Origin of the sequence: Sorangium sp. So ce327, from assembly GCF_051530205.1 — a bacterium.
GTDB classification, from domain to species: domain Bacteria; phylum Myxococcota_A; class Polyangia; order Polyangiales; family Polyangiaceae; genus Sorangium; species Sorangium cellulosum_B.
This window is the reverse complement of the sequence record NZ_CP150330.1, coordinates 1,758,856-1,771,403: the sequence shown is the minus strand read 5'-3', so window position 1 is coordinate 1,771,403 and position 12,548 is coordinate 1,758,856. Positions and strand designations below refer to the sequence as shown.

Below are 12,548 nucleotides of genomic sequence, written 5' to 3'. Positions count from 1 at the left end.
TGGCTCATCCCGTGCGGCCTGCTGGGGCGGAGGCTCCGCTCGCGGAGCCCGACCCCCCGGCGGTGGGAAGAGGGTTCAGAAGAGGGAGCGTCGCGCCCTCGAGGTGCCACATCGCGGGCCCCTCGTTAAAGCGCGGCTGGCGGTTGTGGATGACGCCGGGCACGACGAGCACCCAGAAGCCCCGGCCGCCGGAGAGGGTCTCGTCGTAGAGGCGACGCGGGAGATCGAGCGACTCGCACAGGCCGAGCAGCGCGGTGTCGCCAAGGACGATGACATTGCCGGGCCTGCCGTGCTCGTCGAGGAGGCTCCACAGCGTCTGCTCGGCGGCCTCGGTCAGCGCCTCGCGCTGGGCGACGAAGCGCTCGGCGCGCTCGAGCGCCTGGATATCGGCCGAGTGCTCCGAGAAGAAGGCGTCGTCGAACGACACCCACTTGCCCGAGAGCGCGGCGGCCACGGAACGCCCGATCTCGGCGTGGCGCTCGGGCGGTGTCACCAGCATGCGGAAGCCGCGCGAACCGGCGGCCTCCCTGAGCATGTCGCGCACGACCAGCTCAGGGCTGCGCTCGGCGCCGAGCAGGCTGGGCAGGTCGTCGCTCGCGAGGGCCGGCGCGGCGACGATGGCTCCCGCGCTACCGGGCAGCACCCGCTGACCCTGCACGCGACAATCGAGGTCGCGCAGGATCGCGAGGAGGTGATCGGAGTCGGGATACGGGGTCTCCGGACCGAAGACGCCCCGCACACGCGCGGCGAGCTCGTCGAGCGCGATGGGCTGGCGGGTCTGGTCGATGACGAATCCGATGCTGTGCCTGGCGTCCAGCGGGCCGATGTACAGGTGGCCGGTCTCCGCGACCCGGACGTCCTCGCAGATGCGCACGCCGAGCGCGAGCGGATCGCCGTCGAAATGCGGGAGGAGCCCCGCGAGCGTGCGCCTCGCCGTGTCGGGCTCGACGGGCGGCCACTGGCCGGCGAGGCGCACCACCTCGGCGACGAAGGCCTTGAGCGTCTCGCGGTCGAAGATGGGCCGCGCGACGAGCGGCTGGTCGGCGCCGTCGACCTCGACGATGTGCGCGCGTCCCGACGAGACGCGGACGAGCAGGCGCACGATGCCTTCGCCCGTGACGACGCCGGCGGGCCACTCGCTCTCGAAGCGGCGGCCGATCTCGTCGAGGCGCACGATGCCGCCGAAGCCGTCGATCACCGCGTCGAACGAGCGATTGAGGTCGGCGAGCGCGCTCAGGTCGAGGCGCTCGATGCCCCTCGACAGGTCATGGCTGATCTGCGACTGGGTCCTGCGGAGGTCGTCGGCGATCTGCTCCTGCGTCTCCGGCGCTCCCGTGATGCCGATGGAGCGCTCGACGGCGGTGCACTGACCACCGCTCAAGGGCCGCGCCGCGAGCTCCCAGATGCGGTCGAGCGTGTGCGCGCCGTCGCCCTGCCCGCCGCCCCTGTCGAGGGTGCGCGCGCGGAACTGGTGCAGCGCCTCGACGACGTCGGCGAGCTTCTTCCGCCCGATGCCGGGGAGCCCGAGCAGCTCGGAGCGCGTGAGCGAGGCGACAGCGCCCACGGTGGGCAGGTCGGCCTGCGCGAGCGCCGAGCGGAGCGCGTCGGTCAGCGGCAGCTTCTGCACAGGCTCGGGCGAGTCCCAGAGGTCGGGCACGAGCGGCGGCTCGACGGCCGCCGTCGACGCCGCCGGCGCCGACAGCCCGCGCTCGATCAGCGTCTCCTGGAACGCGATGATGTCGTTCGCGGTCTTGGTGCCGATGGCGTGGATGGCGCGCACCTGCGCGGCGGGCAACGCGAGCAGCTCGCCCACCGTGTGAACCCGGCTGCGGGCGAGCGCGTTGATGGCGCGGCGCGAGAGGCCGGTGATGCGAAGCGGCGTTGTCGCGTCGAGCTCCTTCGGCGGCGGCACCGACGACGTCGTGGTGGTGACGTCCTCGCCGAGCGCGACAAGCAGCGTGTCCCGCATCGCGCGCGCCGACGGGAAGCGCTGCTCCGGCACCGGGTTGAGCGCCTTGCGGAAGAACTCGACGAGGCCCGTGGGCTGGATGTCGTCGCCTTCGACGCTCGGCGGCTCCCCCGGCTCGGGCACGCGGCCCTCGAAGGCGTGGCGGCCGGCGTAGAGCTCGAAGAGGCAGAGCGCGGCGGCGAAGCGGTCGGTGGCGTGCGTCCAGCGCGCGCTCGCCGGATCGCGGTAGAGGGCCGTGCCGCCGTAGGGCGCGTCCTCGCGCATGGCCGCCAGGCTGAAGTCGATGAGGGTGAGCCGCCCGTCCGAGACGAGCAGGTTGTCGGGCTTGAGGTCCTTGTGCGTGACCGACTTCTGCTCGAGGTAGTCGAGGCCAGCGAGGAGGTCCTCGGCGAGGCGGCGCTGCGCCGTCGGCTCGGGCGCGGGGTGCTGCGCGAGCCACTGGCGCAGCGTCACGCCGCTCACGCGCTCCATCACGAGCGTGAGGCGCCCTTCCACCATCTTGGTCAGGTCGATGACGCGGACGATGTTCGGGTGATCGAGCCTGGTGAGGACGTCGTACTCGCCGCGCAGCGCCTCCTCGGCGGCGTCCTCGGTGCGGGCGATCTTCAGCGCGCGCGTACGCCCGCTGACGATGTGGCGCGCCGCGTACACGACGGCCATGCCGCCCTGGCCGAGGCGCGTGATGACCTCGTAATCGGCGCCGATGCGCGTGCCCGGCTGCAGGTTGTCGGCGTCGAGCGGAGCGCGCCCGAGGTTCGGCAGCGCCGCCTGGACGCGGGGAGAGGTGTCGCGGCCGACGCGCACCGCCTGGATGGCCTCGGCGAGCGACGGGTAACGGTCGGTCGCGCGCAGCTCGACCATCCTCGTGACCGCCTCGTCGAGGCTCAGCGAGATGCGCTGCGAGATGTCGCGGACGCGGCGCATGAGCCGGCGCGCGGCCATGAGCTGGCGCGTGTTCTCGAAGAGCGGCTTGCCCGTGAGCATGAGCGCGAGGATCGCGCCGAGGCTGAACTGGTCGGACGCGGGCTCGGCGCTCGAGAACGCGGTCACGACCTCGGGCGCCGCGTTCACGAGGCGGTCGTCGTGGACGGTGGAGAGCGAGATGGTCGCGTCGCTCGTCATCTGCTTGGCGAGGTCGAACCCCGTCACGCGGACCTCGGTCGGCTCCTGCTTGTCCTCGACGAGGATGACGTCGGGGCGCAGCAGGCGATGGACGACGCCCTGGCGATGCACCTCGTCGAGGGTCTGCGCGACGCGGATCCAGAGGTCGGTGCGCACGCGCAGGTCGGCCCTCTCCTTGCCGCGCACGTCGGGGCCGTACCGCTCGACCCAGGTGGTGAGCGTGATGCCCTTGAAGTGCTCGAGCGGAAGCACGATGCCCGCCTCGTCGGAGAAGGGCGGATCGGCGGAGAGGACGCCCTCGCTGCGCCCGAGCCGGCCGAGCACCTGCGCTTCCCAGCGGGCGCGCTCGGCGATCCGGTCACGCTGCTCCTGCGTCGCGAGCGGCGGGGTGCTGTAGATGCGGAGCACGCGCTCGGTGCCAGAGAGCGAGTTCCGCCCGAGCAGCTCGGTGAACGTGTCGTGGTGGTCGAGCGTCTCGACGACCTCGTACTCGCGAACGCGGCGGACCGGCCGAGGTCCGGACTGCGCTCCCGTGAAGAGCTCCAGGAGCTCGCGCTCGGCGAGCGACGCCGGCGTCCGCGCGCGCCCCTGGCTCAAGCGCTCGATCAGGGCCTGGTCCTGCAACGCGGCCAGGATCGTCTTTCGCGTGTGGACACGGTCGTTGCTCGCGGGGCCGCGCACGCCCACGTCCGTCGTCGCCGAGAGAAAGACCAGGCCTTCTGTCCAGACCAGTCCCGCCTGGTGGCTCGCGTTCTTCAGATGCGACTTGAGCACCTGCGAGGTGATGCGATTGAGCTTCAGAGGGCTGCGGATCTTCTCGGGCAGCCACCAATCGTTGTCGGTGCCCTCGATGCGCCCACGATACGACTTGATCTCGACGACGAAGATCGCGTGCGGCGCGACGACGACGGCATCGAGCTCGTAGACGACGCCGCCGCGCTCCACGAGCCAGGCGTTGCCGTAGACGGTGAAGTCCTCCGGCAGCCCCTCGACGAGGAACCGGAGCGCCTGTCGCTCTGCGTCGTGGGCGGGCTCGCCGATCTGGATGAACTTGGCCGCCATCGTCACACCAGCAGGACCTTCGCGGTCGGAAACCAGATCGCGAGTTGGTCCTCGACGTGGAACAGCCCGCCCTTGTCCGGGTGGAGGCCGACGACGAAGTCGAAGGAGCGTTGACGGAGCGGGTGGTCAGCGTCCTTGAGGTCCGCGGCCTCGGTGCGCACAGCGAAGTCGGAGTGCGGTGCGCCGAGCTCCAGGGCGATGACGCCGGCGAGCGTGAGCTCCTGCCAGGAGCTGCATGCCACGATGAAGTTGTCCTGCAGCGTGAGGTCCTTCTGGCTGCTCACGAGGTGGTGCGCGAGCTGCCCGCCCGTGCCCGGCAGCTCGAGCACCTTCTGGTGCGCCTTGACGACGTGAAGGTCCGAGCGCGCCATGCGCGTCGGCAGCCCGAGCAGGCGCGCCTGCTCGAGGATGTAGTCGGCGCCCGCCGTGCTCAGCGAGAGCGACTCGATGGACTGGAGCCAGCCGTCGGTCACGGCCTCGGGCAATCGGTCCGGGCGAAGCGAGCCGCCCACTGCATCGGGATCGAACGGCACACGGTGAAGGACGGCGGCGTCTTCGAAGAGCAGCGAGACGAGATCCACGCTGGAGAGCCGGCCGCGAAAGCGGGTCCAGGTGTCGAGCTTCGGTTCGGTTAGGGCCGGGCGCCTTCGTCCAGCCGCTTCGTCGCGCGCGATGGCATGCAGGAGAGACGCCGCCCACACGCCCGTGGGGCGCTGCGCGTCGGAGAGACTCGAAACATCAAAACTCGGCATCAACGATCCCCTCGCGTCGAATCATCAGGCGCGCCTTCCGCTCGCCCCCACTCGTCGACCTCGGACAGCTTGTAACTCCACAGCCGCCCGATCTCGTGCGCCGGCAGGCTGCGCGTATCGATCCACCGGTACACGGAATCCTTCGCAACGCCGAGGTGCTTGGCGACGTCCTCGAGGGAGACCCACGGCTCGGCTGTCATCGGCTCTGCTCCGGCTCTGCATCGACCCTGCGCGCAAGAGCACCGTACCCAGCCCGAGCTCTGCCAACAAGACCCGGCCAAAGTCGAGAAGAACGGACGTGGGTCCCTGGCCGACCCGCGCCGCGCGGCGGCCGCACGCGCCGCCCCCCATCACGGCGGCCTCGGGGGACTCGGCCGCGGGAAGCGCCATCGCGACGAGCGACCTCGCCGCCCGCTCGGCTCGCTGCCGTGGCGAAGCGAGCTGCGGGGCGGATCAGCGGGAACAGCCGCCCACGGGCGAGCGCGCACAGCCAGCGCCCCGGCGCCTTCGCCTCCCCGAACCCGAGGCCGGTGTGGCATGTAGGGGCGGCCGATGCCGCTCGTGTACCTGCCAGACGCCGAGGCCCTGTTCCTCTGGGGCGAAGCACCACCGCCCCGCGTCCTGCCCTCGCTCGGGCGTGGCGGCGAGGCGTGGTCGACCGCGCTCGTCGCGCCCGAGGGGCTGCGCGAGACGCCGGGCGTGAAGTTGCCGCTCTTCGAGACGGTGGCCCAGCTCGCGGTCGTCCCGGCCTCCGACGTGGAGAGCCTGCCGGGCTCGCTCGCGACCTGGGTGCTCGCGAGCAAGCTCGCGATGCACCTCGTGGCGCGCGAACGCGTGGTGCCCACGATCACGCGGCGCGGCGGTCGCGTCGAGGCCCGCTGGGCTGCCGCGCTCGCCGGCAGCGACGACGCGGCCAGGGTCGTGGCGCTCGCCAGGAGCATGCCGCCTGCGGCGCACGCCGTGCCCGCGGCGCGCGATGGCACCGGCGCGGTGTGGGCGCCGGACGCGCTCCTGCGGGCATACATCGATGCCGTCGTCGATGCCCTCGTTCGCGCTGCCCACGGTGGGCCCGCGCTTTCCCCGGCGCGGTCGAGGTCATCGCGCGCGGCCGCGGACGCGTGGGCGGACCGCTGGCGAGCGGCGCTCGGCGGCTCGCAGCGGAGCTTCGAGGCCGACGGCTTCGCCGAGCGCTCGGTTCTCGACGCGCTCGAGCGCTGGAGCGAGCCCGCCCTCGGCGCGCGCGATCGGCTGCGCGCGTGCTTCCGGCTGGAGCTTCCGGCGGCGGACGGCGAGCCGTTCCTCCTGCGCTTCCTGCTCCAGTCGCCCGACGATCCGAGCCTGCTCGTGCCCGCGTCCGACGCGTGGAAGGCGAAGGGCCGCAGCCTCGAGAAGCTCGGCCGTGCATTCCGCGATCCGCAGGAGTCGCTCCTCGAGGCGCTCGGTCGCGCGGCGCGCCTGTTCCCGCGCCTCGCGCGCTCGCTCGAGGAAGCTCGGCCCGAGTCGGTCGCGCTCGACCCAGCGGCGGCGTGGGCCTTCCTCGGAGAAGGCGCGGCGACGCTCGCCGATGCGGGCTTCGGGGTCATCGTGCCCGGCGAGCTGACCGCCGCAGGACAGCGCCGTTTGCGCCTGCGCATGCGCGTGGGCGGGAGCTCCAGGAAGGTGGCCGGGGTCGTCGCGGGCGCGGCAGGGCTCGCGCTCGACGACCTGCTCCAGGTCGACTGGGAGGCGGTCATCGGCGACGAGCCGCTGAGCGCGCGCGAGCTCGCCGCGCTGGCCAGGCAGAAAGCGCCGCTCGTCCAGCTCCGCGGGGCGTGGGTAGCGGTCGATCCGCGCGAGCTCGGCGACATCCAGAAGCGCCTCGCAGGCGGCCCGTCGACGATGACGACGCGCGAGGCGATCCAGGCCGTCCTCGCGGGCGAAGCGCGGCAGGGCGAGCTGTCGGTCGCGGTCTCCGCGTCGGGCGCCGTCGCCGACCTCATCGAGCGGCTGCGCAGCGGCGGCGCCAGGGAGCTCGGCGCGCCGAGCGCGCTGATCGCGGCGCTGCGGCCCTATCAGGAGCGCGGCCTCAGCTGGCTCGTGACCATGGGCTCGCTCGGCCTCGGCGCCTGCCTCGCCGACGACATGGGCCTCGGCAAGACGATGCAGCTCCTCGCGTTCCTGCTTCGCCGCATGGAAGATTCGCCGCGCGATGGCCGGCCGGCGCTGCTCGTCGCGCCGACGTCGGTGGTCGGCAACTGGGAGCGCGAGGTCGAGCGCTTCGCGCCGTCGCTCCGCCTCGTGCGCCACTACGGCTCCGAGCGCGCTCGGTCGGCGAAGGACATCCCCAGGAAGCCGGGCACTCTGGTCGTCACGACCTACGGCCTGCTGCGCCGCGACGCCGACCTCCTGTCGAGCGTCGACTGGTCGGTCGCGGCGCTCGACGAGGCGCAGAACATCAAGAATGCTTCGTCGGCGACGGCGCGCGCCGCTCGCGGCCTCCGCGCGAGCCACCGACTCGCGCTCACGGGCACCCCCGTCGAGAACCGCCTCGCGGAGCTGTGGTCCATCCTGGAGTTCGCAAACCCAGCCCTCCTCGGGCCACTCGAGAGCTTCCGTCGTGACTTCGCGCTGCCCATCGAGCGCTACGGCAACACCGCCGCCGCGACACGCCTCCGCCGCATCGTGAGCCCGTTCATCCTGCGTCGGCTGAAGAGCGATCCGACGATCATCCAGGACCTGCCGCCGAAGAACGAGATGAAGGTCGTCTGCACGCTCACCCGCGAGCAGGCGACGCTCTACAAGGCCGTCGTCGACGAGGAGCTGCGGCGCATCGAGGCTTCCAGTGGCATCGAGCGGCGCGGTCGGGTGCTGGCGCTGCTCATGTTCACCAAACAGATCTGCAATCACCCGGCGCAGTACCTCGGCGAGGGCGGCCCGCTGCCGAGGCGCTCGGGCAAGCTCGCCCGCACGACCGAGATGCTCGAAGAGGCCGTGGCGGCAGGCGACAAGGCGCTGGTCTTCACGCAGTTTCGCGAGATGGGCGACAAGCTCGTCGAGCATTTCACCGCGAACCTCGCCTGCGAGGTCGTGTTCCTGCATGGCGGCACGCCGAAGAAGGCGCGCGACGAGATGGTGAGGCGCTTCCAGGACGAGCCGCACGGTCCCCGCATCTTCGTGCTGTCGGTGAAGGCCGGTGGCACCGGGCTCAACCTCACGGCGGCGAGCCACGTCTTCCACTACGACCGTTGGTGGAACCCGGCCGTCGAAGATCAGGCCACCGACCGCGCCTACCGGATCGGCCAGAAGCGCGCGGTGCAGGTCCACAAGCTGGTCTGCGCCGGCACGGTCGAGGAGAAGATCGACCGGTTGCTCGAACAGAAGCGCGAGCTGGCCTCGAAGATCGTCGGAGCTGGCGAGCAGTGGATCACCGAGCTCGACGGTCGCGAGCTCCGCGACCTCTTCGCGCTCTCGGAGGGCGCGGTGGCGGATGGAGACGAGGACGACGCCGGCCCTGGCGCGCCGCCCAAAGCACGCACGAAGACGCGCGTCACGCGCGGCCGCGGCGAGGTGCGCCCATGAGTCGCCGGGGTAGCTTCGACTGGTACAAGCCGGCGCCGAAGAAGCCGCCGCCCGAGCGCGGCATTCGCATGAAGAAGGCGGGCACGACGTGGTGGGGCCAGCGCTGGATCGAGGCGCTCGAGGACGTGCTGCGCGGTGACTCCGCGAGGCTCGCGCGGGGGAGGACCTACGCCCGCGCAGGCCGCACGCACGATCTCGTCGTGAAGGGAGGCCGGGTGACAGCCAAGGTCACCGGCTCGCGAGCGACACCGTACAAGATCACCATCGAGCTCCCGCAGCTGGGCGAGGCTGCCTGGAAGGACGCCATCGATGGCATGGCCAGGAAGGCGCAGTTCTCGGCCGAGCTGCTCGCAGGGCAGATGCCGGTGGAGATCGACGACGTTTTCCGCGAAGCGGGCGTGAGCCTCTTCCCGAAGCAGCGGGCCGATCTGAAGACGAGCTGCTCGTGTCCCGACTGGGGCGATCCCTGCAAGCACGTCGCCGCGACCCATTACGTGCTCGGGGAGGCGCTCGACCGCGATCCGTTCCTGCTCTTCGAGCTGCGCGGGAGGACCAGGGAGCAAGTGCTCGACGCGCTGCGCGCCGCGCGGGGCTCGACGAGCGAGACGGCGGCAAAGAAGGGCGGCGAGGCGAAGGCGGCTCGCGAGGCCGCGGGTCACGAGGTACCGACCGTGAAGCTCGGCAAGTTGAAGCCGGCGGAGTACGATCGACCGCGCGAGGCGCTGCCGACGATGCACTTCGGCTTCGACGAGCCGGTCACACACGGCGCGGTGCTGCGCCAGCTCGGAGCGCCGGCGGCATGGGAGGGCGACGCGCTCCCCGCCGACGTCCTCGCGCCGCTCGTCCGCGCGGCCGCCGAGACCGCACGTCGCATCGCGATGGCCGAGCCCAGCGACGCGGGCGACCTCCCAGCCTCGCCGTCGTCGTCAAGGGATGCACCGACGCGCGCGCGAGCGCCTCGCAAGGCCGCTGCGAAGCGGCGGGGCACGTGAGTCAAGCGCGCTCCTCGTCGACGCGCCCATTCTCCACGAGAACGCGGACGAGAGATCGCCCCGAACGCCGTCCACCACGCCACGTGAGCCGCCGTTATGACGACGGCGCGGTGTTTATCAACGAGAGAGCCCGGGCGATCGACATCGTCGCCGCAGGGGCACGCGATCGCTCTGCAGGGAGCCCGCGCCGCCGATGCTCCTCGGGGACCTGCTGCAGCGCTTCCTCGGCGTACTTCCTCATGTCGGTTCTCTGCATTGTGCTCTGCTCCTTCCGTGGGAGGCCCGGCTCCGGGCTCGTCGAGCGCATCAGCACGAACCGCGCCACCACCGTGGCCGCTGGCAAGCCTGCGAAAGCCCGTCGAAGGAAGGCCGTCGACATCCACAAGGTTGGTTGTGGTGACCGAAGAGTCCTTGTACCGTCGTCCTGTGCGGGCCGTCCTCATCGCGTGGGTCGGCGTCTCCGACCTGAAGGGACCTGAGAAGTCAGGTACGGGCGACCTTGGGCCCATCGCCCAAGCGCTCGCCGCACGCTCGTTCGACCACGTGGTCCTGCTCGAGTTCTTCGACAAGGCGGACCATCAGAAGCTCCTCCCCGGCTACATCGCCTGGCTGCGCGCGCGCACCACGGCAGAGATCGTCGAGCGGCGCGAGACGCTGCGTGGGCCGACCGACTTCGGCGGCATCTACCAAGCTGCGCGCCGAGCCTGCCAAGAGGTGCTGGCGCAGCACAGGGACGCGACCCTCACGTTCCACCTCAGCCCTGGCTCTCCCCCGATGGCGGCCGTGTGGGTGCTGCTCGGCAAGACGATCTTTCCCGCGGAGCTGATCGAGTCGTCGCGCGAGCAGGGCGTGAAGACCGCCGAGGTGCCCTTCGACATCGCCGCCGAGTTCCTCCCCGATCTCCTGCGCGAGCCGGACGAGCGCCTCCGCGCGCAGAGCACGGCTGACTCGCCGCTGGCCCCGGAGTTCAGGACCATCATCCACCGAAGCCGTGTGATGGCGAGGCTCATCCAGCGCGCGCGTCGCGTGGCGCTGCGCAACATCCCGGTGCTCATCGAGGGAGAGTCGGGCACCGGCAAGGAGTTGCTCGCGAAGGCGATCCACCAGGCGAGCCCGCGCAAGGGCAAGCCCTTCATCCCTGTGAACTGCGGAGCGATCCCCGCGAGCCTGGTCGAGTCGGAGCTCTTCGGCGTCGAGAAGGGAGCGGCGACCGGCGTGGAAGCTCGCGAGGGGTACTTCGAGGCGGCTGACGGGGGGACCTTGTTTCTCGACGAGCTGGGCGAGCTCCCCCTGCCGGTTCAGGTGAAGCTCCTCCGGGTCCTGCAGGAGAACGAGGTCACGCGCGTCGGCGCCCGGAAACCGAAGAGGATCGACGCTCGGATCGTGGCCGCGACCAACCGCACCGTCGTCGACGAGGTCGCTGCCGGTCGTTTCCGCGAGGACCTCTTCTACCGGCTCGCGGTCGCGGTCCTGAAGTTGCCGCCCCTTCGAGAGCGCTCTGGAGACGTCGGGCTGCTCGTCGACGAGCTCCTGAAGCAGGTGAACCAGGAGGCTGCCGGCGAGCCCGGATACCGGGACAAGAAGCTTTCTGCCGGCGCAAGAAGTCTTCTGCTCGCACATCCCTGGCCGGGCAACGTTCGCGAACTGCTGTTGACCCTCAAGCGCGCCGCCATATGGAGCGAGGGCGAGACCATCACAACCGACGACGCGCGCGAAGCTCTCCTGGCGGTCCCCTCCACCCAGCGCAGCGACATCCTCGGTCGCCCGTTGGGCGAGGATCTCAACCTCCCGGATTTGCTGGCGAAAGTCGCGCGGCACTACCTCGAGCGCGCGCTGGACGAAGCCGGCGGGAACAAGACGAAGGCTGCTGGCCTCGTCGGCCTTCCCAGCTACCAGACCCTCACGAACTGGCTCCAACGCTACGAGGTGAAGCGATGAGCGCGCGCCCGGTGATGGCGGCTCATCCACCTGGCACGTCCTTCGCTTCACGGCCCCGGTCGCCGCCCCACGCGGCGAGAACCGAAAGGAGCCGTTCGATGTCGCCTGCCATCGCTGCACTGCCCTCGACGCTCGGCAGCTCTTCTCTCACCAAGCACGCCTATGAGCGCATGGTCACGCGCTCGATCTCTCGCACCGCGATCGAGGCGGCGCCGGAGCTCGGGCGCTGCGTCGAGATCCGCGGCCCGCAGGTTGTCGTCACGGCCAGCGGCGCGGTGATGACGATGTGCCGGAACAGCGACTTCAGGGGCCTGCGCACGCGCCGTCGTCGCAGCTTTCGGCGGTGAGGTGAGCGATGGGATGGGCCAAGTACCTCGAGGACATCGTCAGCCGCCGGAACGGGACCTCGCGAGTTCAAGCAGAGATCAAGAAGGTGGCGGAGCCCCGAGCGCCATCGAAGGGCACCCCGGAGAAGACTGGAGACAGAGCCATGAGCAAACTGAAGGAGTTCACCGCGTCGAGCGCGAGGCCGCTGCCGGTGCTGCTGCTCGCCGACATCAGCGGCAGCATGACCACGAACGGGAAGATCGACGCGCTCAACGACTCCGTGCAGGAGATGCTGGAGAGCTTCGCCGCTGAGGACGACAGCCGCGCGGAGATCCACGTCTCCGTCGTCACGTTCGGCAAGGACGGTGCGAAGGTTCACCAGCCGCTCGCCCCTGCCGCGAAGGTCCAGTGGACCCGCATGACGGCGGCCGGCGGGACGCCGATGGGCGCCGCCTTCGACGCGGCGACCGGCATGATCGAGGACCGAGCGCAGATCCCGAGCCGCGCATACCGCCCGACGATCATCCTCGTCTCGGATGGCCAGCCCACCGACGAGTGGCAGACCCCGCTGAAGCGGCTCCTCGGCGCGGAGCGCGCGTCGAAGGCTGCTCGGTTCGCAATGGGCATCGGCGACGACGCCGACGAGGCGATGCTCTCCGCATTCCTGGCGACGCCCGAGGCACGCGTCTACCGGGCCCACGCGGCGCGGCAGATCAAGCAGTTCTTCCGGTGGGTGACGATGAGCGTCACGCAGCGCTCGCGGAGCGCGAACCCCGACAGCGTGATCGCCGCGGAGCCGACCGATCTCGATGACTTCAACTTCTGAGC

At 71.0% G+C, this 12,548-nt stretch carries 8 protein-coding genes; 5 read left to right on the top strand and 3 right to left on the bottom strand.

Annotated elements, in window-relative coordinates:
• Positions 1 to 4: 4 nt before the first annotated feature.
• Genes WME95_RS06560 through WME95_RS06550 form a run of 3 tightly spaced genes read right to left on the bottom strand, consistent with a single transcriptional unit; the run spans position 5 to position 5,105 of the window.
• The gene (locus WME95_RS06560) at positions 5 to 4,153 is read right to left on the bottom strand and encodes a protein kinase domain-containing protein (RefSeq protein WP_437910958.1); all 4,149 of its coding nucleotides are present in this window, start codon (positions 4,151 to 4,153) and stop codon (positions 5 to 7) included.
• A gap of 2 nt (positions 4,154 to 4,155) precedes the next feature.
• Entirely contained in the window at positions 4,156 to 4,905 is a 750-nt protein-coding gene (locus tag WME95_RS06555; protein WP_437907562.1) for a hypothetical protein, read from the bottom strand.
• Positions 4,905 to 5,105 (bottom strand): helix-turn-helix domain-containing protein, encoded by a 201-nt coding sequence (locus tag WME95_RS06550; RefSeq protein WP_437907561.1) that lies wholly within the window; start codon positions 5,103 to 5,105, stop codon positions 4,905 to 4,907. Before WME95_RS06550 ends, WME95_RS06555 begins: the two co-directional genes overlap by 1 nt.
• Positions 5,106 to 5,457: 352 nt before the next feature.
• Between WME95_RS06550 and WME95_RS06545 the strand changes: the two genes are divergently transcribed.
• The 5 genes from WME95_RS06545 (at position 5,458) to WME95_RS06525 (ending at position 12,546) form a co-directional block, all read left to right on the top strand.
• Positions 5,458 to 8,463: a DEAD/DEAH box helicase gene (locus WME95_RS06545; RefSeq protein ID WP_437907560.1), complete on the top strand. Its 3,006-nt coding sequence runs from the start codon at positions 5,458 to 5,460 to the stop codon at positions 8,461 to 8,463.
• Positions 8,460 to 9,455: an SWIM zinc finger family protein gene (locus WME95_RS06540; RefSeq protein WP_437907559.1), complete on the top strand. Its 996-nt coding sequence runs from the start codon at positions 8,460 to 8,462 to the stop codon at positions 9,453 to 9,455. Before WME95_RS06545 ends, WME95_RS06540 begins: the two co-directional genes overlap by 4 nt.
• Positions 9,456 to 9,851: 396 nt before the next feature.
• Complete coding sequence (locus WME95_RS06535) at positions 9,852 to 11,393, top strand: sigma-54 interaction domain-containing protein (protein WP_437907558.1); 1,542 nt, start codon at positions 9,852 to 9,854, stop codon at positions 11,391 to 11,393.
• 98 nt (positions 11,394 to 11,491) lie between these two features.
• Positions 11,492 to 11,740, top strand: coding sequence for a hypothetical protein (locus WME95_RS06530; protein WP_437907557.1), 249 nt, complete (start codon positions 11,492 to 11,494; stop codon positions 11,738 to 11,740).
• 143 nt (positions 11,741 to 11,883) lie between these two features.
• Positions 11,884 to 12,546: a vWA domain-containing protein gene (locus WME95_RS06525; protein ID WP_437907556.1), complete on the top strand. Its 663-nt coding sequence runs from the start codon at positions 11,884 to 11,886 to the stop codon at positions 12,544 to 12,546.
• The last annotated feature ends 2 nt before the right edge of the window (positions 12,547 to 12,548 follow it).